Annotated in this window: 22 protein-coding genes; 10 read left to right on the top strand and 12 right to left on the bottom strand. The window is 53.6% G+C overall.

What is annotated here, in order from left to right; translation table 11 throughout:
• Nucleotides 1-3: 3 nt before the first annotated feature.
• From M2403_RS23030 to tolC, 3 genes are all read right to left on the bottom strand, one after another.
• A complete protein-coding gene (locus M2403_RS23030) occupies nt 4-1,164 on the bottom strand; it encodes a glutathionylspermidine synthase family protein (protein WP_165061486.1) in 1,161 nt (386 codons plus the stop codon).
• Nucleotides 1,165-1,172: 8 nt separating this feature from the next.
• Nucleotides 1,173-1,841, bottom strand: coding sequence for a DUF1190 family protein (locus M2403_RS23025; protein WP_152324053.1), 669 nt, complete (start codon nt 1,839-1,841; stop codon nt 1,173-1,175).
• A 190-nt stretch (nt 1,842-2,031) separates the two neighbouring features.
• A complete protein-coding gene (tolC, locus tag M2403_RS23020) occupies nt 2,032-3,519 on the bottom strand; it encodes an outer membrane channel protein TolC (protein WP_259231072.1) in 1,488 nt (495 codons plus the stop codon).
• A 231-nt stretch (nt 3,520-3,750) separates the two neighbouring features.
• On the opposite strand from tolC, the gene nudF reads away from it, so the two are divergent.
• From nudF to parE, 5 genes are all read left to right on the top strand, one after another.
• The gene (gene nudF / locus M2403_RS23015) at nt 3,751-4,386 is read left to right on the top strand and encodes an ADP-ribose diphosphatase (RefSeq protein ID WP_152324051.1); all 636 of its coding nucleotides are present in this window, start codon (nt 3,751-3,753) and stop codon (nt 4,384-4,386) included.
• A complete protein-coding gene (locus M2403_RS23010; RefSeq protein WP_095923552.1) occupies nt 4,383-4,808 on the top strand; it encodes a DUF1249 family protein in 426 nt (141 codons plus the stop codon). Before nudF ends, M2403_RS23010 begins: the two co-directional genes overlap by 4 nt.
• A 27-nt stretch (nt 4,809-4,835) precedes the next feature.
• Nucleotides 4,836-5,666 carry a 3',5'-cyclic-AMP phosphodiesterase gene (gene cpdA / locus M2403_RS23005; RefSeq protein ID WP_152324050.1) on the top strand — a complete coding sequence of 277 codons (831 nt, stop codon included), beginning with the start codon at nt 4,836-4,838 and terminating at the stop codon, nt 5,664-5,666.
• Complete coding sequence (yqiA, locus tag M2403_RS23000) at nt 5,663-6,244, top strand: esterase YqiA (RefSeq protein ID WP_152324049.1); 582 nt, start codon at nt 5,663-5,665, stop codon at nt 6,242-6,244. Before cpdA ends, yqiA begins: the two co-directional genes overlap by 4 nt.
• A 115-nt stretch (nt 6,245-6,359) precedes the next feature.
• Nucleotides 6,360-8,255: a DNA topoisomerase IV subunit B gene (gene parE, locus M2403_RS22995; RefSeq protein WP_152324048.1), complete on the top strand. Its 1,896-nt coding sequence runs from the start codon at nt 6,360-6,362 to the stop codon at nt 8,253-8,255.
• A gap of 76 nt (nt 8,256-8,331) precedes the next feature.
• On the opposite strand, the gene M2403_RS22990 is transcribed toward parE, so the two are convergent.
• Together M2403_RS22990 and M2403_RS22985 are read right to left on the bottom strand one after the other, a co-directional pair.
• Entirely contained in the window at nt 8,332-8,637 is a 306-nt protein-coding gene (locus M2403_RS22990; protein WP_217173544.1) for a putative quinol monooxygenase, read from the bottom strand.
• A gap of 30 nt (nt 8,638-8,667) precedes the next feature.
• Nucleotides 8,668-9,255 (bottom strand): NAD(P)H-dependent oxidoreductase, encoded by a 588-nt coding sequence (locus M2403_RS22985; protein WP_259231071.1) that lies wholly within the window; start codon nt 9,253-9,255, stop codon nt 8,668-8,670.
• Nucleotides 9,256-9,579: 324 nt separating this feature from the next.
• On the opposite strand from M2403_RS22985, the gene parC reads away from it, so the two are divergent.
• The 3 genes from parC (at nt 9,580) to ftsP (ending at nt 14,370) form a co-directional block, all read left to right on the top strand.
• On the top strand, nt 9,580-11,853 hold the full coding sequence (gene parC / locus M2403_RS22980; RefSeq protein WP_152324045.1) for a DNA topoisomerase IV subunit A: 2,274 nt from the start codon (nt 9,580-9,582) through the stop codon (nt 11,851-11,853).
• Nucleotides 11,854-12,071: 218 nt separating this feature from the next.
• Nucleotides 12,072-12,809, top strand: a complete 738-nt coding sequence (locus tag M2403_RS22975) for a 1-acylglycerol-3-phosphate O-acyltransferase (protein ID WP_165061495.1) — start codon at nt 12,072-12,074, stop codon at nt 12,807-12,809.
• A 145-nt stretch (nt 12,810-12,954) separates the two neighbouring features.
• On the top strand, nt 12,955-14,370 hold the full coding sequence (gene ftsP, locus M2403_RS22970; RefSeq protein WP_152324043.1) for a cell division protein FtsP: 1,416 nt from the start codon (nt 12,955-12,957) through the stop codon (nt 14,368-14,370).
• Between the two features lie 69 nt (nt 14,371-14,439).
• Here the strand turns inward: ftsP and dkgA are convergent, their stop codons facing one another.
• Nucleotides 14,440-15,264, bottom strand: a complete 825-nt coding sequence (dkgA, locus tag M2403_RS22965) for a 2,5-didehydrogluconate reductase DkgA (protein WP_152324042.1) — start codon at nt 15,262-15,264, stop codon at nt 14,440-14,442.
• A gap of 135 nt (nt 15,265-15,399) precedes the next feature.
• A complete protein-coding gene (locus M2403_RS22960) occupies nt 15,400-16,440 on the bottom strand; it encodes an NAD(P)-dependent alcohol dehydrogenase (protein WP_152324041.1) in 1,041 nt (346 codons plus the stop codon).
• Nucleotides 16,441-16,734: 294 nt separating this feature from the next.
• On the opposite strand from M2403_RS22960, the gene M2403_RS22955 reads away from it, so the two are divergent.
• A complete protein-coding gene (locus M2403_RS22955; RefSeq protein WP_152324040.1) occupies nt 16,735-17,670 on the top strand; it encodes an AraC family transcriptional regulator in 936 nt (311 codons plus the stop codon).
• 9 nt (nt 17,671-17,679) lie between these two features.
• Here M2403_RS22955 and M2403_RS22950 read toward each other — a convergent pair whose 3' ends face one another.
• From M2403_RS22950 to M2403_RS22930, 5 genes are all read right to left on the bottom strand, one after another.
• Nucleotides 17,680-18,339, bottom strand: coding sequence for a DedA family protein (locus tag M2403_RS22950; RefSeq protein WP_101078434.1), 660 nt, complete (start codon nt 18,337-18,339; stop codon nt 17,680-17,682).
• 215 nt (nt 18,340-18,554) lie between these two features.
• Nucleotides 18,555-19,748, bottom strand: a complete 1,194-nt coding sequence (gene metC / locus M2403_RS22945; RefSeq protein ID WP_165061497.1) for a cystathionine beta-lyase — start codon at nt 19,746-19,748, stop codon at nt 18,555-18,557.
• Between the two features lie 176 nt (nt 19,749-19,924).
• Nucleotides 19,925-21,217: a TRAP transporter large permease gene (locus tag M2403_RS22940; protein WP_165061499.1), complete on the bottom strand. Its 1,293-nt coding sequence runs from the start codon at nt 21,215-21,217 to the stop codon at nt 19,925-19,927.
• A 12-nt stretch (nt 21,218-21,229) separates the two neighbouring features.
• Nucleotides 21,230-21,742: a TRAP transporter small permease gene (locus M2403_RS22935; protein WP_152324037.1), complete on the bottom strand. Its 513-nt coding sequence runs from the start codon at nt 21,740-21,742 to the stop codon at nt 21,230-21,232.
• A gap of 57 nt (nt 21,743-21,799) precedes the next feature.
• Nucleotides 21,800-22,777, bottom strand: coding sequence for a TRAP transporter substrate-binding protein (locus M2403_RS22930; RefSeq protein ID WP_165061501.1), 978 nt, complete (start codon nt 22,775-22,777; stop codon nt 21,800-21,802).
• 520 nt (nt 22,778-23,297) lie between these two features.
• Here M2403_RS22930 and exbB point away from each other — a divergent pair.
• Nucleotides 23,298-24,224, top strand: a complete 927-nt coding sequence (gene exbB / locus M2403_RS22925; RefSeq protein ID WP_206739003.1) for a tol-pal system-associated acyl-CoA thioesterase — start codon at nt 23,298-23,300, stop codon at nt 24,222-24,224.
• The last annotated feature ends 4 nt before the right edge of the window (nt 24,225-24,228 follow it).

Here is a 24,228-nt window from a genome sequence, read left to right as displayed (position 1 = left end):
GTTTTATCCGACAATGGTATGTGGATAGAAACGTGACAGATCCTGCGTGATCAGCGCTTTATCTTCGCGGATGCCAATCCCGCAAGGCTGATCGTTGACCAGCCAGCTGCCGATCAGCGTGTAACTGCCTTCGAATACCGGCAACGGATGGAACTGTTGCACGATCATGCCTTCTGCACCATACGGGCCGTCAACACTGGCCACTTCATGGCCTTTCTCTATGACTTTGATGTTAGCGCCTTCGCGTGAAAACAGTGGCTTCACGACGTAGTGATCCAGTTCCGGGTGAGCATCTTCAGCAAAATACGCCGGTAACAGATTCGGGTGATCCGGGAACATTTCCCACAGCAACGGCAGCAGGGCTTTGTTCGACAAAATGGCCTTCCAGGCAGGTTCAAGCCAGCGAACACCGGCGTCTTCCAGCTTGGTGGCGAACACTTCGCGGAACATAAATTCCCACGGATACAGCTTGAACAGGTTGGAAATCACCTGATCCTGCGTATCGGTAAACTGCCCGCGCTCGCCCAGACCGATTTCTTCGATAAACAGGAATTCACTGGCCAGTTCAGCCTCCAGCGCGCAGTCCTGTAAATACTGAACGGTGCCGCGATCTTCTTCTGTGTCCTGACAACAGGCGATGTGCAGCAACGAAAAACCGTGCTCGTTCTTCAGTTCGCTGAAACGCTCGATCAGCTTTTCCTGCAAACTGTTGTACTGATCGGCATCCGGCGGCAAGTTACCCGCAGCGATTTGATCTTCGAGCCACAGCCACTGGAAGAAAGCCGCTTCATAGAGAGAGGTCGGTGTATCGGCGTTATTTTCCAGCAGCTTGGGTGGATTCACACCGTCATAGGCCAGATCCAGGCGCGAATACAGCGAAGGTTGTTGCGTGCGCCATGAACTGCGGACAAATTCCCAGACGTGTTTTGGGATCTGGAATTTCGCCATCAGTTTGTCGTCATTCACCACACGCTCAACTACTTTAAGGCACATCTGATGGATGTCGGCAGTGGCGTCTTCAATCTCTTCAATCTGCGCCAGCGTGAACTGATAATAAGCATCTTCACACCAGTAGGGTTCGCCATACATGGTGTGAAAATTGAAGCCAAACTCCGTGGCTTTTTCGCGCCAGTCCGGGCGCTCATTAATCGCTAAACGTTTCATTTTATCTCTTAGCCACCCATGCTGCGGCCAGGGCTGCGAGGTGCCGCAGAGGTGCTGCGTTGCATTGAGGTTTGTTTGGCTACGCTGTCGCCGAAGCCACCGCGTGTAATGGTGTTTGTGACTGCCGGTTTCGGTGCCATGGCGGTTTTCGGCACGTTCATGGTGCGGCCACCTGCGGTTGCCGGGCCATAGTTTTTGCCGGTGGCATCGACGAATTTGCCGTTTGCCGGGCTGGCCGGGTTTTTAGAGCTGAAAAGAGGCTGCTGCGCGTAAGCGCCGCCGCTCATCATCCGGCCCATCATGTAACCTGCCATCAAAGGCATCCACATGCTGCCACTGCTCTGGCCTTCGGCTGAAGCGACACCAGCCTGCGCGGGAGCCTGAGTACACTGGCCTTCGCCGAACTCAGCAATACAGTCTTCACGGCTGGCGTATTTAGGTGCCGTTTTTGCCGCTTCTGTTTTGGCTGCGTTGTAGGCATCGACGCACTGCGTGCTGCCGGACGGATTGGCTTTCGTACAGTCGTCAGCATTCTGATACAAGGAAACCGTTTCGTCGGTTTTCTCACAGGCAGACAACATAAAGACGGCGCTTACCGCCAGTGCGACAGGTGTGATCCGAGAGCTACGCCATGATTTACGGAAGGTAGCCAGGTTAACGTGTTGTGTCCGTTTCATCGTTCTTATCCCATGTGTAGGGCTTTTTTGCCCTTTCCCAGTAGGGCCTAAGAATAGGGGAAAGTGGGTGATTGTTAAAGCAGCGAAGGCAATTGTTACGAGACTTTACAGAGGGGCGTGACGGAGGCAAAAAAAAGCAGCCTTTTAAGGCTGCCCTGGTCTTTACGATGAAAAAAGAAACCTGCCAGATTTAGTTCTGGAAAGGGTTGCCGCTTTTCTTCGTCGTACGCGTTTGGGTGGTTGCGCTGGCTTTTTCAGTACGCGGCGCAGCCGCCGTGCTGTTGCCATAACCGTCCGCCGTGGCGTCCTGCTGCGGGGTTTCAGGTGCAACCTGATCCGGTGCCGTTGGCACAGGTTTACCCAGAGCACCGTTCAGTGCCATCAGATCGCTTTCGTTCAGCGTACCCAGTGCTGACTTGATGTTCAGCTGGTTGATCAGATACGTGTAACGGGCGCTGGAAAGCTGTTGTTTGGCGTTATACAGCGTGGTGGTCGCATCCAGCACATCAACGATAGTACGTGTACCCACCTGATAGCCGGCTTCCATCGCATCTAAAGAACTCTGAGCAGAAACAACGGCTTGTTTATAGGCGTTGATGCTGCTGATAGAGGCAGAGATGTTGTTGAAGGAAGAACGTACGGTCTGAACAACGCTGCGGTGCGCGCTTTCCAGTTGTTCGCTGGCGCCAACAAAATTGTACTGAGCTTGTTTGACCTGAGAGGTTACAGAACCGCCGCTGTACAGTGGCAGAGAGAAGCTCAGACCAATTTTGTTCTGGCCTGCATCGGCATCCTGGTAGCTGGAAGAACCGCCAGTTTTGTCGCCGTGGTATTTGGTATTGCTGATACCGGTAGACGCGGTCAGATCAACCGTAGGCATGTGGCCGGTTTCCGCATAACGGATTTGCTCACGAGCCAGATCCTGTGACAGACGTGCAGACAGCAAGCTCAGGTTGCGGCTTTCTGCTTCTTTCAACAGGGTGGCTACCGGCTGCGGACGCGTGGTGTTGAAGTTATCCACGTTCAGGGAAGAGAGTTGCGGATAGTACATGCCGGTCACCTGACGCAGAGATTCCAGTGCGTTATCCAGGTTATTGCGGGCAGTCACTTCATTAGCCAATACGGTGTCGTATTGTGAACGGGCGTTTTGCACGTCAGTGATAGCCACCAGGCCAACATTAAAACGCTGCGTGGTTTGATCCAGCTGACGATAAATAGCCTGTTTCTGCGCTTCGGTATAAGAGAGTGAATCGATCGCACTCAAAACGTTGAAATAAGCCGTAGCAGAATTGAGGATCAAGGATTGTTGATCAGTCTGATATGACACATCCTGAATACCGGCAGTTTTTTCCTGCAAGGTCAGTGCGCGCCATTTTGACATATCAAAAAGGGTCTGCGTTAATTGCAGGCTGGCGCTGCCAACATCACTATTAACGCCATTCGCATCGCGGTAGCCATTGGTATAACCATAATCCGCACCCAAACCGAGTTGCGGTAATAAAGGACTGCGGCTTTCGTTGATTTTTTCGAATGCAGCATCCCTGTCAGCAGCGGATTTGCGCAGGTCCGGGTTACTCGTCCTGGCTTGCTGATAGACCTGCATCAGGTTTTCGGCCTGGCTTATCGTACTGAAGCCGCCCAGGCTGAGTCCGATGAGAAGGGGGAGCAGTTTCTTCATTTGCATTCCTTGTTGTGCAGCAATGTTGTTATGTATGGTGGCGCAGTCAAATAAACCAATAGACGCGGATTCTAGCAGAGTCAGGCTAGCGGGGAGGTTGGCTTAACGTGCCTTCCCCGCTGGATGTGCCTAAATCTATCACAAACAACCTTGATTATTATTAACGCATTTTCATCAAACTGACCTCAAAGGACGATAAATTGCCTTTATGAGGGAAGAGGAAAACAATCCATGTGTGCATTCAAAAGTTCACCGGTTAGTTTCGGTAAAGATGATGTAGAAATTATTGCACGTGAGACGCGATATAAAGGTTTTTTTTCTATTATTGCATATCGGTTTCGTCACCGGCTGTTTAATGGGGAAATGAGCGGCGAAGTTGTGCGTGAAGTTTTCGAAAGGGGCCATGCAGCGGTGCTGCTGCCTTATGATCCGCAGCGCGATGAAGTCGTGCTGATTGAACAGATCCGCATCCCATGTATTGATTCCAGTGATACCCCATGGCTTCTGGAGATGGTCGCCGGTATCATTGAAGAGGGCGAGACAGTTGAAGACGTCGCCCGCCGTGAAGCACTCGAAGAAGCGAACATTGTGGTAAAACGCTGTAAACCGGCTCTGAATTACCTGGCCAGCCCGGGCGGAACCAGCGAGCGTCTTTCTATTATGGTCGGCGAAGTTGATGCGACAACGGCAGAAGGAATTCACGGTCTGGAAGCAGAGAATGAAGACATCCGGGTGCATGTGGTCAGCCGCGAACAGGCTTACCGCTGGGTGGAAGAGGGAGCGATAGATAATGCGGCGTCAGTGATTGCCCTGCAATGGCTGCAGCTACACCATGAATCCCTGAGAAAAGAGTGGGCCAACGAATGATTAAGCGCTATACCCCTGATTTCCCTGAAATGATGAGATTGTGCGAAACCAATTTCGCACAATTGCGCCGTTTGATGCCGCGCACCGATGAGCCCGGTGAAACAGTGACATATCAGGTGAGTAGCGCCACATATTGCCTGACGATCCTCGAATCGACGCGCTATACGTCGCTGGTGGAAATCAAACAGACCGCACCGGCCGTCAGTTACTGGAGCCTGCCTTCACTGACGGTTCGCCTGTATCACGACGCCATGGTGGCCGAAGTGTGTGCGAGTCAGCAGATCTTTCGCTTCAAAGCACGCTATGATTACCCTAATAAAAAGTTGCATCAGCGTGATGAAAAGCATCAAATTAACCAGTTCCTGGCGGACTGGCTGCGTTATTGCCTTGCGCACGGAGCGATGGCAATTCCGGTGTGTTAGACAGACTTCAACAACAAAGGAAACGATTTGGAAAGCCTGTTTAAACTGCCTTTGGTGAATGGGGCCAAAGTCAGAATTCTACAGATTACAGATACCCATCTTTTTGCCGGTGAAGATGAGACATTGCTGGGCGTGAATACGTTTAACAGCTATCGCGCGGTGCTGGACGCTATAAAAGCACAGCAGCGCGAAGTCGATATCATCGCGGCAACCGGCGATCTGGCTCAGGATCAGTCGGTGGAAGCCTACCATCAGTTTGCCCGTGGTATCAGCGAACTGGCGGCACCCTGTGTCTGGTTGCCCGGTAACCATGATTTCCAGCCTGCAATGGTGAATGCCTTGCAGGATGCCGGGATCAGCCCCTCCAAACATGTCCTCCTCGGTGACGACTGGCAGATAATCCTGCTCGATACGCAGGTTTTCGGCGTGCCGCACGGAGAGTTGAGCGAGTATCAGCTGGAATGGATGGAACGTTGCCTGAATGCGTATCCCGATCGCTTTACCCTGCTGATGCTTCATCACCATCCGCTGCCTTCTGGCTGTACCTGGCTCGATCAGCACAGCCTGCGTAACGCGCACATGCTGGCGAATGTTCTGGTCAATTACCCGAAAGTGAACACGCTTTTGTGCGGCCACATTCATCAGGAGCTGGATCTCGACTGGTACGGACGTCGTCTGTACGCCACGCCGTCTACCTGCGTTCAGTTCAAACCGCATTGCACTAATTTCACGATTGATACCGTCGCACCGGGATGGCGTTATCTCGATTTGTATCCTGATGGCCGTGTCGAAACCCAGGTTTTCCGTCTGGAAACCAGCGAGTTTCATCCTGACACCGAGTCGGACGGGTACGAATGAATACCTTACTTTACCTGCACGGTTTCAACAGCTCACCGAACTCGGCCAAAGCCACGTCGCTCAAAAACTGGCTGGCGAAGAACCATCCTGAAATCGATATGGTGATTCCGCAATTACCGCCGTATCCGGTGGATGCGGCTGAGCAGTTAGAAAACTTAGTGATCCGTCATGCCGGTAAAAAGCTGGGCATTGTCGGTTCCTCGCTGGGCGGGTATTACGCCACCTGGTTGTCGCAATGTTTCGCCGTGCCCGCGGTGGTGGTTAACCCCGCCGTGAAACCGTATGAACTGCTGATCGACTTCCTCGGGCAAAACGAGAACCCCTACACCGGCCAGCAATATGTGTTAGAGTCACGCCACGTTTACGATCTGAAAGTCATGCAGATTGAACCGCTGGAGTCGCCGGATTTACTCTGGTTACTGCAACAAACGGGCGATGAAATCCTCGATTACCGTCAGGCTGTGGCGTATTACACTGCTTGTCGTCAGACGGTCGAACCTGAAGGAAATCATGCATTTGTCGGCTTTGAACGCTATTTTTCGCCGATTGTAGATTTTCTTGAGCTGACGGCAGACTAACATCGTCAGGGTGACGTTTTCCCCGGATGTTTCGCGTCTGCTTTCTGCCAGTGCTTCCGCCCGCCCAAATACTGTATCGTTAGCCCACAAACCTATGAGCCACGAATAATCAACGATGAGCCAGTCAACTTATAACGCGGATTCCATAGAGGTCCTCAGCGGACTTGAACCGGTGCGCCGCCGTCCGGGCATGTATACCGATACCACCCGGCCAAACCATCTCGGCCAGGAAGTCATAGATAACAGCGTCGATGAGGCATTAGCCGGTCACGCAAAGCGTATCGAAGTGATCCTCCACGAAGATCAGTCTCTCGAAGTCATTGATGATGGCCGCGGCATGCCGGTCGATATCCACCCGGAAGAAGGCGTGCCTGCCGTTGAGCTGATTTTCTGCCGTCTGCACGCAGGCGGTAAATTCTCCAATAAAAACTACCAGTTCTCCGGCGGCCTTCATGGCGTGGGGATTTCGGTGGTGAATGCCTTATCCAAACGTGTCGAGGTGGCGGTAAAACGCGGCGGCGAAGTGTATGAAATGGCGTTTGAAAACGGCGACAAAGTTGAAGATTTACATGTCACCGGCACCTGCGGTAAACGCACTACGGGTACCAGCGTACATTTCTGGCCTGACGGCAGTTTCTTCGACAGCCCGCGTTTTTCGGTCAGCCGCCTCAGCCATTTGCTGAAAGCAAAAGCCGTCCTGTGCCCTGGCGCTGAAATCATTTTCAAAGACAAAGTGAATAACACCGAACAACGCTGGTGTTATGAAGACGGTCTGACCGATTACCTGATGGAAGCGGTGAACGGCCTGATTACGCTGCCTGAAAAAGCATTCGTCGGCACGTTCGCCGGTGACACCGAAGCGGTTGACTGGGCTCTGCTGTGGCTGCCGGAAGGTGGTGAACTGCTGACGGAAAGCTACGTCAACCTGATCCCGACCATGCAGGGCGGTACGCACGTTAACGGTCTGCGTCAGGGGCTGCTGGATGCCATGCGTGAATTCTGCGAATTCCGTAATATCCTGCCGCGTGGTGTGAAATTGTCGGCGGAAGATATCTGGGAGCGCTGCGCGTATGTGCTTTCGGTGAAAATGCAGGATCCGCAATTCGCCGGCCAGACCAAAGAACGCCTGTCTTCACGTCAGTGCGCCGCTTTTGTTTCCGGCGTGGTGAAAGATGCATTCAGCCTGTGGCTGAATCAGAACGTACAGGCCGCAGAACAGTTGGCCGAGTTGTGTATTTCCAGCGCTCAGCGACGTCTGCGTGCCGCCAAAAAAGTGGTGCGTAAGAAACTGACCAGCGGCCCGGCGCTGCCGGGCAAACTGGCGGACTGTACGTCGCAAGATCTGAACATGACCGAACTGTTCCTGGTGGAAGGGGATTCCGCAGGCGGTTCTGCCAAGCAAGCGCGTGACCGCGAATATCAGGCGATCATGCCGCTGAAAGGGAAGATCCTGAACACATGGGAAGTCTCTTCTGATGAAGTGCTGGCCTCTCAGGAAGTGCACGATATTTCCGTGGCGATCGGTATCGATCCGGACAGCGAAGATCTGACCCAGTTGCGGTACGGCAAAATCTGTATCCTTGCGGATGCGGACTCCGACGGTTTGCACATCGCTACCTTGCTGTGTGCGCTGTTTGTCCGTCACTTCCGTTCGCTGGTGCGCGGCGGTCATGTGTATGTGGCGATGCCGCCTTTATACCGAATCGATCTGGGCAAAGAAGTGTTCTATGCGCTGGATGAGCAGGAAAAAGAAGGCGTGCTGGATCAGCTGAAACGTAAGAAAGGCAAGCCTAACGTACAGCGATTCAAAGGATTGGGTGAAATGAACCCGTTGCAGTTACGCGAAACCACGCTGGATCCGAACACCCGCCGTCTGGTGCAGCTGACTATCGATGAAGACGATATCGATCAGACGCTGCGTATGATGGATATGTTACTGGCGAAGAAGCGTTCTGAAGATCGCCGTAACTGGTTGCAGGAAAAAGGCGACACCGCCGAACTGGACGTCTGACCCTTCAGATTGCCGCATAAAAAATGCCGGGCGCTTTGCAGCTCCGGCATTTTTTTTAGTAAAGCTCGTCAGACAATCAGGCTTTCTCAATAATATGGATCACCACATCCAGCACGTCGGCTTTGATGTTTTCGCGGTGCTTGTCCATATGTTCAGCCTGCTGATGCGCTTCGAGATGCGCCAGGCTTTCCCAGTCTTCCAGCATAAAGATGGAATCAGGGACCGTTTTGCGCCACGGGATCTGACCGTTGAAATCAATGTAAGGCTCGTAACGGTGACAACCTTTTTCTGCCAGAACGTCCGGCAGCAGGGCGGTAATTTTTTCCATAACCGAATCGCGACGGCCTGGTTTTACTTTGATTTCAGCAATAACAGTGATCATAAAAACCTCTTTCCCGGGTGACCTTCAACCTTAGGCCTGACCGAATACATTTTCAAGGTGAGCGCGGTAGCGGGCGAAATCCCCTTCCACGTCAGGCTGTTTAATCACGTCGTTACACATAAAGGTCGGCAGCGTGTCGAGGCCAATAAACTGGTTAGCTTTGTGCTGTGCCAGATAAACGCCGTCAACGCCAACGCCGTGGAAGAACTGCTCTTTATCTTCGAACGCTTCCAGCGGGGCATTCCAGGTGACAGAAAGCATGTAGCTTTTGCCCTGCAACAGGCCACCGGAACCGTATTTTTTGGAATCATCAGAACGGGTACGGCCATCGCTGGCGTACAGTTTGCCGTGACCTTCGGTGAAGACTTCATCGATGTATTTTTTCAGCGTCCACGGCATACCCATCCACCAGCCTGGCTGCTGATAAATGATGGCATCGGCCCACAGATAACTTTCGATTTCGGTCTGTACGTCATAACCCTCCTCAAGAACCGTCACGCGCACGTTGTGGCCCGCGTCACGCAGGAAACTGCAGGCGACGTCGGTCAGGCTGTTGTTCAGGGCACCTTTGGAGTGGGCAAAAGTCTTGCCTGCATTGATAATCAGGATGTTGCTCATGGTCTTTTCCTTAAATTGAATTCTGGCTCTCAGGCTGTTATCACGTAGTGTACCCAACTCCGCAGGGAGGAAAAATGTGATATTGCGCACAAGACTATTGACTCAGATGCAATAATGACAAGAAAAGACGTTGGATTTTGCCATCTGGCGTTCTGAAAATCGCTTAAAAACCCCGCACAAACACAGCAACTGTGACAGCCATGCGGCAGATGATGTACTATCGCGAACATCATTGCCCTGCGGCAGCCGCCTTGGTGTGCCAGCGGGTGCAAGCTTCCTAAATTTCCAAAACGATAACGCCACGGGTCTGAGGATTAAACATCAATGAGCGAAATGACTCATGACGGAACAGAGCGTTTAGCACTGCACACGTTTACCGAGAACGCCTATCTCAACTATTCCATGTACGTCATCATGGACCGCGCGCTGCCGTTTATCGGCGACGGGCTGAAGCCGGTACAGCGCCGTATTATTTATGCGATGTCCGAGCTGGGCCTGAGTAATAACGCCAAATTCAAAAAATCTGCACGTACCGTCGGTGACGTGCTGGGTAAATACCATCCTCACGGAGACAGTGCCTGCTACGAAGCGATGGTGCTGATGGCGCAGCCATTCTCTTACCGTTATCCGCTGGTTGACGGGCAAGGGAACTGGGGCGCGCCGGATGATCCGAAATCCTTCGCGGCGATGCGTTATACCGAATCGCGGCTGTCGAAATACGCCGACGTTCTGTTACGCGAGTTAGGGCAGGGAACGGTCGATTACGTGCCGAACTTTGACGGCACCATGCAGGAGCCGAAAATGCTGCCTGCGCGTCTGCCGAATATCCTGCTCAATGGCACCACCGGCATTGCGGTCGGGATGGCGACGGATATTCCGCCGCATAACATCCGTGAAATCGCTGCTGCTGCGGTTGCGCTGCTGGAAAAACCGAACAGTTCTCTGGAAGATTTGCTGGAATTCGTTCAGGGACCCGATTTCCCGACCGAAGCCGAAATCATTACGCCACGCAATGAAATCCGCAAAATGTACGAATCGGGCAAAGGCTCGGTGCGCATGCGCGCGGTCTGGCACAAAGAAGACGGCAGTGCGGTGATCACCGCGTTACCGCATCAGGTTTCGGGCGCGAAAGTGCTGGAGCAAATCGCTAACCAGATGCGCGCCAAAAAGCTGCCGATGGTCGAAGATCTGCGTGACGAATCCGATCACGAGAACCCGACCCGTCTGGTGGTGGTCCCGCGTTCTAACCGTATCGACCTGGATCAGGTGATGAATCACCTTTTTGCGACCACCGATCTGGAACGCAGCTACCGAATCAACATGAATATGATCGGCCTTGATCACCGTCCGCAGGTGAAAGGTCTGCTGGAAATTCTGACCGAATGGCTGGTTTATCGTCGCGACACCGTACGCCGTCGTCTGAATTACCGTCTCGATAAAGTGCTGAAACGTCTGCATATCCTCGAAGGTTTGCTGACGGCGTTCCTCAATATCGATGAAGTTATTCACATCATCCGTACTGAAGACGAGCCTAAACCGGTGCTGATGCAACGCTTCGAGCTGTCGGATACTCAGGCAGAAGCTATTCTTGAGTTGAAATTACGCCATTTGGCAAAACTCGAAGAAACCAAAATTCGCGGCGAGCAGGATGAACTGGCCAAAGAGCGCGATCAGCTTCAGGCGCTTCTGGCGTCAGAACGCAAACTCAGCACGCTGATCCGCAAAGAAATTCAGGCCGATGCCGAAGCCTTTGGTGACGAACGTCGCTCGCCAATCACCGAGCGTGAAGAAGCGAAAGCCATGAGCGAGCACGACTTTGTGCCGTCTGAGCCGGTGACCATTGTACTTTCCGAATCTGGCTGGGTGCGCAGCGCTAAAGGCCACGATATTGACGCGTCCGGCCTGAGCTACAAAGCGGGTGACAGCTTCCGAGCCGCAGCGAAAGGTAAGAGCAATCAGCCGGTGGTGTTTATGGATTCCACCGGACGCAGTTACGCGCTTGACCCTACTACGCTGCCTTCGGCACGCGGGCAGGGCGAGCCGCTGACCGGTAAACTCACGCCACCGCCGGGTGCGACTATCGAACACGTTCTGATGGCGTCCGACGATCAGAAACTGCTGATGGCCTCCGATGCCGGTTACGGTTTCGTCTGTACCTTCAGTGATTTAGTGGCGCGTAACCGTGCCGGCAAGGCCATGATTACTTTGCCGGATAACGCCAAAGCGTTCGCGCCAATTGAAATCAACGGTAACGATGACATGCTGCTGTCGCTCACCGCCGCAGGCCGTATGCTGCTGTTCCCGGTGGCTGATTTGCCGCAATTGTCGAAAGGTAAAGGTAACAAAATTGTTTCCATTCCTTCGGCGCAGGCGGCGAGTGGTGAAGACAAACTGGCTTGGCTGCTGGTTCTGCCACCGCAAACGTCCATCACGCTGCACGTTGGTAAACGCAAACTGGTGATCCGTCCGGAAGAGTTACAGAAATTCCGTGCAGAACGTGGCCGCAAAGGAACACTTCTGCCACGCGGCCTGCAACGGGTTGATCGCGTTGAAGTCGACGCGCCTGTCCGTGCTTCCGGCGGTGACAGCGAAGAATAGAACGGCTGTTGACCTTATCCAGTCAGGGCACATTTGTGCCCTGAACTCTTTTTAAGGGAATGCAGTGGCCTGAGACTGTTGTGCAGTGCAAAGATTTTACATTTGTATCAATAAAACCGTTGTGCCCTGCTGAAGGAGGCTTGAGAATAGTTCACCTCACAGGGAGCGAAACTGCACAGGTTTCTTACCGGCTTCGGCTGTAGTTTTAAGAGGATGTTATGTTATTTATTTTGCGTCTGATTATCGTGGTGGTTTACTCGATTCTGGTCTCTGTTTTTGGTTGTATTTATTGTCTTTTCAGCCCGCGTAACCCGAAACATGTGTCGACTTTCGGTAAGCTGTTTGGCCGCCTGGCACCGGTATTTGGCCTTCGCGTTGAAAAACGTATTCCTGCAGAAGCAGTGAATAACGGCAACTGTATTTACATTGCCAACCATCAGAATAATTACGACATGGTGACGGCCTCAGCCGTTGTCATGCCAAGAACGGTGACTGTGGGCAAGAAAAGCCTGGCCTGGATCCCGTTCTTTGGTCAGCTTTACTGGCTGACAGGCAACCTGCTGATTGACCGTGATAACCGCGCCAAAGCGCACGGCACCATTTCTCAGGTGGTGACCCAGATTAAGAAAAAAAATCTGTCGATCTGGATGTTCCCGGAAGGTACCCGCAGCCGGGGTCGTGGCCTGATGCCGTTTAAAACAGGGGCATTCCACGCCGCTATCGCCGCCGGTGTGCCGATCGTGCCGATTTGCGTGTCGAACACCAGCAACAAGGTGAAGCTCAACCGCTGGTCTAACGGACTGGTGATTGTGGAAATGCTGCCACCTATCGATACCACCGGTTACACCAAAGATCGTCTGCGCGAACTGTCCGAACACTGCCGTCAGATCATGGCGGATAAAATCGCCGAGCTGGACGCCGAAGTCGCACAGCGCGAAGCCGCAGCAAAAAAATAATAGCGTTTTTTATTTACGCCCTGATGACGACGGGTTGCAGGTTTTTAATATCCCTGCGGCCCGGCGGCGTCAGAGCAGAAATTCTGTTGCCATTGATGGCGATGGTTATTAACACAGCTCTTGATTTTGTTTTCATGGAGAAGATATGTCACTCAGTCGTCGCTCGTTCCTGCAAGCCTCCGGCGTGGCTCTTGCCGCAGGTGCTCTGCCATTTAAAGCAGAAGCGAGTGGTTCGCAACCGGCATTACCCGTTCCCCCGCTGCTGGAATCCCGCCGCGGGCAACCGCTGTTTCTGACGTTACAGGCGGCCCACTGGTCATTCCTGGGTGGCGCTAAAGCGCCGGTGTGGGGCATCAATGGCATGTATCTTGGCCCGACGGTCAAAGTGCATAACGGTGATGACGTAAAACTTATCTACAGCAACCGCCTGGCTGAGCCTGTTTCGATGACCATCAGCGGATTGATGGAGCCGGGAACGCTGACCGGCGGCGCGGCGCGCATGATGCAGCCTGGCGTTGACTGGTCGCCGGTATTGCCCATTCGTCAGGCAGCCGCCACCTGCTGGTATCACGCGAATACGCCCAACCGCATGGCGCCGCACGTCTATAACGGGCTGGCGGGGATGTGGATTGTTGAGGATGAAGTCAGTAAAAATCTGCCGTTGCCCAACCATTACGGCGTTGATGATTTCCCGCTGATCATTCAGGACAAACGGCTGGATGGTTTTGGCGTGCCACAATATGATACCCCGGCTTCCGGTGGATTCTTTGGCGATACCATGCTGGTCAACGGCGTACAAAGCCCGTATGTCGAAGTGTCCCGCGGGTGGGTACGTTTGCGTTTGCTAAATGCGTCGAATGCGCGCCGTTATGAACTGAGCATGACCGACAACCGTGCGTTCCACGTTGTGGCTTCCGATCTCGGTTTTCTGCCTGCGCCGCTGACGGTGAAACGTCTGTCGCTTGGACCGGGTGAGCGCCGCGAAGTGCTGGTGGATATGTCGCAGGGCGAAGAAGTCTCGATTACTGCGGGCGATGCGGCGGGTGTTATGGACAGACTGCGTGGTCTGTTTGAGCCCTCGAGCATTCTGGTTTCTACCATCGTCCTGACGCTCAAACCTACCGGCCTTTTACCGCTGGTCACCGACAATCTGCCGATGCGTTTACTGGCCGATCAAATCATGACCGGCAATGTGGTTCGCAGCCGCGACCTGCGTCTTGGCGACAGCCAGCCGGGTATTAACGGCGCGATGTGGGACATCAACCGCCTCGACCTGACCGCACAGCAAGGGACGTGGGAACGCTGGACCGTGCATGCGGATATGCCGCAGACCTTCCATGTCGAAGGCGTGTCTTTCCTGGTGAAAAGCGTGAACGGTGCGGCACCGCTGGTGGAAGATGCCGGATTCAAAGACACCGTCTGGGTTGATGGCGACGTGGAATTGCTGGTGTTTTTTAATCAGCCTTCGTATGACCATTTCCCGTTCACCTACCGCAGCGGAACGCTGGAACTGGCCGATCGCGGTTCTGCAGGCAACATGCTGGTTCAGCCGTCGATGTAATGGCAGAGCGCCTACGCATCAAAAGAAAACCCGCCACTGGCGGGTTTTTTGTTTACTGCTGCGGGGAAATTACAGGTCTTTCGCCGGATCCGGCCCCAGACGCTGTTCTTTATCCAGCTTGGTGACTTCCGCCAGTTCTTCTTTCTCCAGCTTGAAATCAAATACGTCGAAGTTTTCGCGGATACGTTTTGGCGTCACGGATTTCGGGATAACAATCAGCCCGTTGTCCAGATGCCAGCGGATGACAATCTGCGCCGGCGTTTTGTTGTATTTCTCAGCCAGTTTCTGAATCAGAGGCTGATCAAACACACCTTCGCCGCCCTGTGCCAGCGGGCTCCAGGATTCGGTGGCGATAGTGTGCGTGGCGTTCCAGGCGTGCAGCTGGCGCTGTTGCATCAGCGGGTGCAGCTCAATCTGGTTCACCACCGGGAAAATACCGGTTTCATCTTTCAGTTTCTGCAAATGCTCCAGCGGGAAATTACAGACGCCGACGCTTTTCGCCAGCCCTTGTTCTTTCAGTTTCAGCAGCGCTTTCCACGCATCGACATAATGGCCCTGCGCTGGCTGCGGCCAGTGGATCAGATACAAATCGACGTAATCAGTTCTCAGCTTTTTAAGGCTGGTTTCCAGCGCCTGTGGGGCGTTTAACTGATCGTCATTCCACAGTTTTGTGGTAATAAACAGCTCTTCGCGGGGAACGAGATTGGCGGCAATCGCTTCGCCGACGCCTTCCTCATTTTTGTAGATAGCGGCCGTATCGATATGACGATAGCCGGTTTCAATGGCCGTTTTCACCGCGCTGGTGGCTTCCTGATTACTGGCTTTCCATACGCCAAGTCCTAACTGAGGCATCAGGTTGCCATCGTGAAGTTTAATGATGGGTTGCGTTGCCATGAGGTTCTCCTTTCAGGGCAGAGTGCCCGCCGCAAAGCACGGGCACAGAGTAGTGAAGGCTTCAGCCTGACGTTAAGTCTAGTTAACGAAACGTCATCTTGCTGAGCAGGCTACTTATTTTATTGCGAACGCTAGTTACGCGTTCATATCCAGAACGACGCGGTAACGCGCTTTTCCTTCGTGCAGATGTTCAACCGCATCGTTAATTTTGCTCAGCGGGAAGTGCTCAACCTGCGGGGTGATTTCGTGACGGGCACAGAACGCCAGCATGTCGGCCAGACGCGAAGGTGAACCGGTCGGTGAACCAGAAACCTCAGCCTGTTTGCTGATAAGCGCCATCACATGCAAAGGAACGGCTTCCGGTACGACGCCCACAAAGTGCAACCGGCCTTTCGGTGCCAGCGTGCCGATAAAGGCATCCCAGTCCAGTGAGGCGTTGGCCGTCACCATGATGAAATCCAGTTCACCGGCGATTTTCTTCAGTTCATCGCTGTCGCGGGTGGCGACTACGCGGTGTGCGCCGAGTGACAGAGCTTCATCACGTTTTGCCAGAGACGAGGTAAACGCCGTGACTTCGCAGCCCCACGCATTCAGGAAGCGCAGCGCCATGTGGCCTAAACCGCCGATACCGACGACGCCCACGCGGTGCGTTGGCAGAACGCCAAACTGCAACAGCGGGTTAAACACGGTGATGCCGCCGCAGAACAGCGGGCCCGCGCTGGTAACGTCTACGCCTTCCGGAAGCGGGATCGCCCACGCCCAGTGACTGCGTATGCGATCCGCGAAACCGCCGTGATGACCGATAATCGTGGCTTCAACATCGTGGCAAAGATGCTGGTCGCCGGACATACAAGGGTGGCAGTGCATACAGCTGCCACGGTTCCAGCCCACGCCAACAATCTGGCCAACTTTAAGCCCTTTGTTGCGCGCATGGTCGCCGATTTTGACAATTTTACCGACCACTTCATGGCCCGGCACGAACGGATATTGGGTGATGCCCCAGTCGTTATTGAGCATTGAGAGATCGGAGTGGCAGACGCCGCAGTAATCAATGGCGACTTCAATTTCTTCATCACCGATTGGGCCGGCGTCGAATTGGAAAGCTTCAAGAGGCTGATTCGGACCGGCAGCGGCCCAGGCGTTAAACGTATTTTCGGCAGCGGTAGGTGCAGACATAATTCTCTCCTGACATTGAATTTTTGAAAATTAGGGAGTTAATGAGAAATCGGGCCGGTGACTAAACGTTAGTCACGAACAGCGTATGAAAGGTACGTTCATACAGACTAGCAGTTCACTGCATTTGTGCAGGAAGATGCGACTGCGGAAAGAGGGATTAACTGTAAGAGAAAATCGCCGCAAGGAAGATGCACATTTCTGCCAGAGTCTTGCCTGATCCTGCAAGTCTCTGTAGAAAATGAAACGCCTGTGGCAAAATCGATGCCAGTTTATCGTCTATCCGGAGCAGGAATAATGGAAAATGTGGACAGCTTGTGTGCCCGTCTGGCGGCGCGAGTGGCGCATCTTAGCGGGAATAAAAATCTCAGTCCGTCGGCGGTGCCACAGGTTACGCTAATGCATACCACACGTTACCATCCGCGCCAGCCGGTTTTGTACAATCCTGGCGTAGTGATCCTCTTTCAGGGCCGTAAAGTCGGTTATCTGGGCAAGAAAACCTTCTCCTACGATCCGCATAATTATCTGATGCTGACCGTTCCCCTGCCGTTCGAATGTGAAACGTTCAGCAGCCCCGAAGAACCGATGGCCGGGATCCAGATCAGCATTGATACGCTGATGTTGCAGGATTTGCTGATGGACATGGGGGATGAAACCGTGGCACGTCAGAAAGATTCTTCAACCGGTATCAATTCAGGCGTTCTGGACGATGATATTTTATGCGCGACCGAACGCCTGCTGAGCGTTCTGGATAAACCGCTTCACGCCCGCGTGCTGGGGCCGAAGATCATCCGCGAAATCCTGTTCTTTATCCTGACCAGTGAAAACGGCGGCGCACTTCAGGCGCTGGTTAACCGCCACACGCACTTTAGCCAGATTGCCAAATCCCTGCGTCGCATCGAAGCGCAATATGCGGATAACCTCAGCGTGGAAGCGCTGGCGAGCGAGGTGAACATGAGTATTTCGGCATTTCACCACAACTTCAAAGCGGTAACGAGCACGTCGCCTTTGCAGTATCTGAAAACCTACCGGCTGCACAAAGCGCGAATGCTGATGATTTATGACGGCGTGAAAGCCAGCGTGGCGGCGTTGCAGGTGGGATATGAAAGCGCATCGCAGTTCAGCCGCGAGTTTAAGCGCTATTTTGGGGTGACGCCGAGCGATGAAATGGCCCGCCTGCGCGAAGGCAGTTCGGGCGTTTTAGCACTGGCGGATGTGGCCTTTAAAGCGTGATTTGCGTGCTCAGAAACGGCATTTACGTTTTTTCCACACCACCAGCAATCCACCGGCAAGCCCGATAACCAGCAGCAGAACCGGTAAAATCATCAGACCCGCCATGACCTGATCCTCATGGCGCTTCACTACCGGAATGTGGCTCAGCGCGAAGCCCAGCGAAATCACCACCCCTACCCACAAAATCGCGCTCAGCCAGTTAAAGAACTGGAAGCGCGCATTGTTCAGGCCGGAAATACCGGCAATGGTCGGTAACAGCGTGCGGACAAACGCCAGAAAACGGCCAACCAGCAGCGCCGTCAGCCCGTGACGGGTGAACATCTGGTGCGCGCGCTGATGATAATGTGCGGGAAGCTGTAGCAGCCAGCCTTTGACCATCTTCGTGTGTCCGAGCCAGCGCCCCTGAATATAGCTCAGCCAGCAGCCGAGACTGGCGGCGGTCACCAGAATAATCATCGTTGGAATGAAGCTCATCACACCTTTGGCGATGAGCGCACCGGTCAGCAGCAGAAGGCTGTCGCCCGGCAGGAAAGAAGCGGGAAGAAGTCCGTTTTCAAGAAACAGCGTCGTGAACAGTACAGCGTAGATAACCCAGAGAAGATTCGGGTCGGCGAGCATACTGAAATCATGCCGCCAGAGTGCATGAAAAATGTCGCAAATAACTGCCATATTCTGTCCTGTTGCTAATCATTAAAAACTGTCACTTGCCAGTGTACCAAGGATCCCTTGTTCGTATGTTGATCTGAGGCGGCTGTAAAAAGACAGAACACTCCGGCGATAGTTCACCGGAGCTATAGGTAGAGCTTACAGATTATTCTCATTTTGCGAATGAAAATCCGACAGATACCTTACCGATCTGGGCGGTGTGTCGCAATCTCTCCCGCTCAGGCCGCCGCAATTCTTTCAAATGCGGCAGAAAGGTCGGCAATCAGGTCATCGCTATTTTCCAGCCCGATGTGAAGACGCACCAGCGTACCGGTAAAATCAACGGTTTCTGCCGGACGGATCGCCTGAATTTCTTCCGGCTGATTGGCCAGAACCAGCGATTCAAAACCGCCCCAGGAATACGCCATGCTGAAATGTTCGAAGTGATCGAGATAGTCGGAAAGCTGCTGTTTGCTCAGGCGCTGCTTGAGGATGAACGAGAACAAACCACAGCTGCCGGTGAAATCGCGCTTCCAGAATTCGTGGCCTTTGCTGCCCGGTAACGCCGGATGGTTTACGGTTTCCACTTCCGGCCGCTCTGACAGCCACTTCGCAATACGAATGCTGCTTTCTTCATGCTGTTTCAGCCGCACGCCCATCGTCCGCAGTCCGCGGCTTGCGACATATGCCGTATCCGCATCGACCATTTGCCCCATCAGATATGAATGCTCGCGCAACTGTTCCCAGCAACGTTCGTTGGATACCGCCGTACCAATCATGGCGTCGGAATGGCCGACGATATATTTGGTCCCGGCCTGAATGGAAATATCGATATCAAATTCCAGCGCCTTGAACAGAATGCCGGCCGCCCAGGTGTTGTCGATCATAATCACCACGTCCGGAGATACGGCGCGCACGGCTTTCACCATCGCCGGGATATCCGGCACTTCCATGGTTATCGAGCCCGGTGATTCGAGGAAAACGACTTTGGTGTTGGGCTGCATCAGCGAACCTAACTCCGCGCCAATGTCAGCACGGAAATAGGTGGTGGAGACGCCGAGTTTTTTCAGCACTTTTTCGCAGAAATCTTGTGTGGGTTCGTAAGCGGAACCCGCCACCAGAATATGGTCGCCGGTGCCCACAAACGACAACACCGCATTGCTGACCGCCGCCGCGCCGCACGGATAAAGCGCGCAACCCGCGCCGCCTTCCAGCTCAACCATCGCCTGTTGCAGGGAGAAATGCGTCAGGGTGCCGCGGCGTCCGTAAAACAGCTCGCCGTTGGCGCGGTTGGCGGTGGCGTGTTTTTTGTCGGCCACGGTTTCAAATACCAGTGATGACGCACGCTGGATAACTGCATTCACTGAGCCTTGCGTAAACTTCTTGTCCCTTCCGGCGCTGACCAGCGCGGTTTCAATTTTTTTAGACGACATAATCCGTATTTCACCCTGTTTGTAGCGCGGCACACTGTGGCATCCGCTGATATGCAATTAACTTAACATGATGAATTTCAGGGATCAGGCTTTTGGCGGGTGGATGAGAAAATTTCAGCAACACGGTCAAAAAAAGCCCGTCTTCACGACGGGCAAGGGAGAAACACGGGCTGGCGTCAGCCGGTATAAACGCCGAAAAGTTTGGGCAGGAACAGCGAAATGGTCGGGATATACGTCACCAGCATCAGCACCGCAAACAGCACGCAGTAGAACGGCAACATGGCTTTCACCACTTTTTCGATGCTCTGCTTACTCACTGCACTGGCGACAAAGAGCACCGAACCGACCGGCGGAGTGATCAGCCCGATCCCCAGATTCACCAGCATGATCATGCCGAAATGCACCGGATCAATGCCGAGTGATAAGACCACGGGCAACAGGACAGGCGTGAGGATCAGAATGATCGGTGCCATGTCCATGAGTGTGCCGATCAGCAGAAGCATGATGTTGATCCACATGAGGATCACGTATTTATTGTCGGAAATGGAGGTGAAGAATTCAGTGATGCGCATCGGCAGCTGCATGTAGGTCATCACCGCGCCAAAGCTGGCGGCAAAGCCAATCAGAATCATCACGATGCTGACGGTTTTTACCGTGCGGTACATCAGTTTCGGCAGTTCGCTCCATTTATAATCGCGGTAGATAAACATAGTGACGAAGAACGACCATAAACAGGCGATGGCTGCGGATTCCGTTGCGGTAAATATCCCGCTGAGAATACCGCCCATGATGATGACCACCGTCATCAGCCCCCACAGTGTGTCGATAAAAATCTTCAGTGCCTGACGGAACGGCACCCGTTCGCCTTTCGGATAACCGCGTTTGTGCGCGAATAATACGCACATCACCATCAGCGTCAGGCTGAGCAGCAAACCGGGCAGAATACCGGCGATAAACAGCGCGGCAATTGAAACGGTGCCGCCGGTGGCCAGTGAGTAAATCACCGAGTTATGGCTGGGCGGCGTCAGAATAGCCTGCACCGAACCACTGGCTGTGACGGCAGCGGCGAAATCGCGCGGATATCCTTTTTTCTCCATCTCCGGGATCATCACCGAACCAATTGATGCGGTATCCGCCACCGAAGAGCCGGAAATCGCCCCGAAAAATGTCGATGCCACGATGTTCACCAGCGACAGACCGCCGCGGATAAATCCGACAAAAATATATGCAAAACTCACCAGCCTGCGGGCAATGCCGCCTTCGGCCATAATCGCACCCGCCAGAATAAAGAACGGGATCGCCAGCAGCGAAAACTTGTTCACGCCGTTAGTCAGCTGAATCATCAGCGCTTCAAACGGCAGATCAATCCACCACGCGCCGGCCAGCGCGCTAAGCCCGACGGCATAGGCGACCGGTACGCCAATCGCCAGCATCGCCGCCAGCGTTAACAACAAGATTAATGCATCCATATCAGACTCCGGTCAGGCGTCAGAATTGCCCAGCATCACGACAGGCCGCTGGTGCTGCGGTCCGGCAATGATCTGCTCAATGATGAATAACAGCGTCAGCGCAGAACCTACCGGCAACGGCAGATAGGTTTGTCCGGCAGTCAGCAGCGGGAACTCCGCGACCGGCTGCTGCCAGAGTTCACTGCACAATTGCAGGCTGTACCAGAAAATAAACACGCTGATCGCCAGCATCATCAGGTCAGCCAGCAAGGCAGAGAATTTTTTCATCGCAGGCGGCAGACGGTCGGTGACCATGGCGACGACAATGTGCGAACCCGCGCGGTAGCTGACGGCGGCACCGATAAAGGTGAATGTCACCATGCACATAATCGCGATGGGTTCAGGCCAGGAGAGGGCGCTGTTCAGGACGTAGCGGGCGAAAATACCGATGGGAATGACCGCCACCATCAGCAATAAAGCCAGCCCGGCCAGCCACATTGCGCCACGATAAAAGATGTCCATCAGGGTGTGATAACCGGAAACCATAAGTTCCTCCGCTGAAGTGTCGGGAAAGAGGCAGCGGACGCTGCCCGGTTCAACGAATTACTGAACGTCAGCGATTTGCTGCATCAGTTCCTGATGGTCTTTACCGAATTCATCGCGCACGGATTGCGTGGCTTTCACGTAGGTCGCCGGATCGATATCCTGGAATTTCACGCCGCCCGCTTTCATCGTCGCCAGCGCTTTCTCGTTATAGGCTTTCCACAGCTCGCGCTGCTCGTCCTGCGCCTCTTTGGCCAGTTTGAGGATCAACTGCTGGTCTTCGGGTTTCAGCTTGTCCCACTTCACTTTTGAATACAGGAACAGCTCCGGAATGATGAAGTGGCGGCTGTAGGTGTAGTTTTTCACCACCGGCAGGTAGTTGTGCGCGACAAATGTTGGCGGGTTATTTTCCGTGCCATCGATAACCCCGGTTTGCATCCCGCTGAACACCTCACTGACGCCCATCGCCACCGGGTTTGCGCCCATGGCTTTCAGCGTCGCCAGCGCAATCGGGCTGCCCTGAACGCGGATTTTCATGCCGTGCAAATCTTCCGGTTTCACCACCGGTTCTTTAGTGATCAGGTTACGTGTTCCGCCGTCCATCCAGCCGAGAAATACCAGACGCGAGTTGGGATTGCTGGTGATCTTGTCGCCGATTGATTTCCCAATCTGGCCGTCCAGCACCTTATGCATGTGGTCTTCATCGCGGAAAATATACGGGAGGGTGAATACGTTGATTTCAGGGAGAATCGAGGCAACCGGCGTCATGGATACGCGGATAATATCCAGAGCGCCCAGTTGTGCCTGCTCGATTTCCTGTTTTTCATCGCCGAGCACACCGCCGGGGAACGTTTTGATTTCCAGGCGTCCGTCGGTTTGTTGTTGCAGCTTTTCGCCCATGTGCTGAACGGCGACCACATTGGGATAGCCCTGCGGATGCACATCGGCGGCTTTCAGCGTTTGCGCGGCAAGAGCAGGGGGAAATAACAGGGTGGCGGAACTCAGGCAAAGGCTGAGAAGTGCTTTCTGCATTTTCATCAGTTTGTCTCCAGGGTACTCGGTAAGGGAAAGAAAATGAGAGCAAGCGTCGATCAGGGCGAACGGAAGAACCGGCCTGTTCATTATGAAAAAGGTCTAAATAAGCTTTTAAATTATAGGGATACAAGACGTGCCGGTGTGCGGTCTTCGCCTGTGCAAGCACCTTATCCTATTTTGTGTTGTGCGGTATTTGAGCGTTATCACAAACTCATAACAAATGTAAAAAGGTGTTACTTAATATTTAAAACGCTGTTTTGCCTTTAGTAATGAAAGTCAGATGATTGATTTACCATGTGATTTTTGCAGGAAATGTGATGAAGGTGGAATTGTTCATCCTTTATGCAAACCCGATAAACCTTGTCATCTGTCAATGACACGCGGGCCGCGAGGCGCGACAATGTAAATAATAATGAGAACGACTATCAATTAGGGCTTTTTCTTTGATATCATTCGGCGTTATTCATTCCTTCTACACACTGATTCTGGCTGGAGGCGACGCGTGAAAACGGCTCGCAATAAGATGAAAGAGGCGACTTCACTACTGATGTCGTTAATGTTGGTTGCTGGCTTAAGCGGCAACGCGATGGCCGCACCTGCGACGCCTGCGGCACAAGCCGTGACTTCTGCGGCGGCTCAACCTGCAACGGCTGACACCCCGGCACCGGCTTCAGCTGATGCGACCCCTGCTCCGTTAATGCAACCTGCGCCGACCGAAGCGACGCCTGTCATTCCTACCGATTTGTCTGTATTAGGCATGTATCACCACGCTGACGTGGTGGTGAAAACTGTGATGATTGGCCTGCTGCTGGCTTCCGTCGTCACCTGGGCGCTGCTGTTTAGCAAAGGCGCTGAAGTCTTCAGCGGTAAACGGCGCATGCGTCGCGAATTCGATGCGTTGTCTTCCGTGCGTACGCTGGATGAAGCCGCTGAGCAGGCCGAAAGCTTTGCCGCCAGCAGCATCAGCGCGCAGATGATTCGCGATGCGCAGAACGAACTGGAGTTGTCTGCCGGTTCCACCGACAACAACGGTATTAAAGAACGTACCGGTTTCCGCCTTGAGCGCCGCGTCAGCGCCGCTGGCCGTTACATGGGGCGTGGCAACGGCATACTGGCGACCATCGGGGCAATTTCTCCGTTCGTCGGCCTGTTCGGTACAGTCTGGGGCATCATGAACAGCTTCATTGGTATCGCGCAAACGCAGACCACCAACCTTGCGGTCGTCGCACCGGGTATCGCTGAAGCCTTGCTGGCAACGGCTGTCGGCCTGATTGCTGCGATCCCGGCCGTGGTTATCTACAACATTTTCGCCCGTACCATTACCTCTTACCGCCATCAGGTAGGCGATGTGGCGGCGCAGATTATTCTGTTGCAGGGTCGTGATTTGGATCTGGCTGCCAGCGAAGGCGATGCGCCACGCGGTCAGACAGGCCAGTTACGCGTAGGATAAGAAC

Origin of the sequence: Rahnella sp. BIGb0603 (assembly GCF_024808755.1) — a bacterium.
Lineage (GTDB): Bacteria > Pseudomonadota > Gammaproteobacteria > Enterobacterales > Enterobacteriaceae > Rahnella > Rahnella contaminans.
This window is presented reverse-complemented; position numbering and strand designations above follow the sequence as displayed.

Bases quoted from the DNA above. Each gene is read 5' to 3' on its own strand.
- M2403_RS22990 (WP_217173544.1), bottom strand. From the start codon at position 8,637: ATGATCACTGTTATTGCTGAAATCAAAGTAAAACCAGGCCGTCGCGAT.
- metC (WP_165061497.1), bottom strand. From the start codon at position 19,748: ATGTCGTCTAAAAAAATTGAAACCGCGCTGGTCAGCGCCGGAAGGGAC.
- ftsP (WP_152324043.1), top strand. From the start codon at position 12,955: ATGTCACTCAGTCGTCGCTCGTTCCTGCAAGCCTCCGGCGTGGCTCTT.
- M2403_RS22930 (WP_165061501.1), bottom strand. From the start codon at position 22,777: ATGAAAATGCAGAAAGCACTTCTCAGCCTTTGCCTGAGTTCCGCCACC.
- tolC (WP_259231072.1), bottom strand. From the start codon at position 3,519: ATGAAGAAACTGCTCCCCCTTCTCATCGGACTCAGCCTGGGCGGCTTC.
- M2403_RS23030 (WP_165061486.1), bottom strand. From the start codon at position 1,164: ATGAAACGTTTAGCGATTAATGAGCGCCCGGACTGGCGCGAAAAAGCC.
- exbB (WP_206739003.1), top strand. From the start codon at position 23,298: ATGAAAGAGGCGACTTCACTACTGATGTCGTTAATGTTGGTTGCTGGC.
- M2403_RS22955 (WP_152324040.1), top strand. From the start codon at position 16,735: ATGGAAAATGTGGACAGCTTGTGTGCCCGTCTGGCGGCGCGAGTGGCG.
- parE (WP_152324048.1), top strand. From the start codon at position 6,360: ATGAGCCAGTCAACTTATAACGCGGATTCCATAGAGGTCCTCAGCGGA.
- M2403_RS22940 (WP_165061499.1), bottom strand. From the start codon at position 21,217: ATGGATGCATTAATCTTGTTGTTAACGCTGGCGGCGATGCTGGCGATT.
- M2403_RS22975 (WP_165061495.1), top strand. From the start codon at position 12,072: ATGTTATTTATTTTGCGTCTGATTATCGTGGTGGTTTACTCGATTCTG.
- yqiA (WP_152324049.1), top strand. From the start codon at position 5,663: ATGAATACCTTACTTTACCTGCACGGTTTCAACAGCTCACCGAACTCG.
- M2403_RS23010 (WP_095923552.1), top strand. From the start codon at position 4,383: ATGATTAAGCGCTATACCCCTGATTTCCCTGAAATGATGAGATTGTGC.
- dkgA (WP_152324042.1), bottom strand. From the start codon at position 15,264: ATGGCAACGCAACCCATCATTAAACTTCACGATGGCAACCTGATGCCT.
- M2403_RS23025 (WP_152324053.1), bottom strand. From the start codon at position 1,841: ATGAAACGGACACAACACGTTAACCTGGCTACCTTCCGTAAATCATGG.
- M2403_RS22985 (WP_259231071.1), bottom strand. From the start codon at position 9,255: ATGAGCAACATCCTGATTATCAATGCAGGCAAGACTTTTGCCCACTCC.
- M2403_RS22950 (WP_101078434.1), bottom strand. From the start codon at position 18,339: ATGGCAGTTATTTGCGACATTTTTCATGCACTCTGGCGGCATGATTTC.
- nudF (WP_152324051.1), top strand. From the start codon at position 3,751: ATGTGTGCATTCAAAAGTTCACCGGTTAGTTTCGGTAAAGATGATGTA.
- M2403_RS22935 (WP_152324037.1), bottom strand. From the start codon at position 21,742: ATGGTTTCCGGTTATCACACCCTGATGGACATCTTTTATCGTGGCGCA.
- parC (WP_152324045.1), top strand. From the start codon at position 9,580: ATGAGCGAAATGACTCATGACGGAACAGAGCGTTTAGCACTGCACACG.
- M2403_RS22960 (WP_152324041.1), bottom strand. From the start codon at position 16,440: ATGTCTGCACCTACCGCTGCCGAAAATACGTTTAACGCCTGGGCCGCT.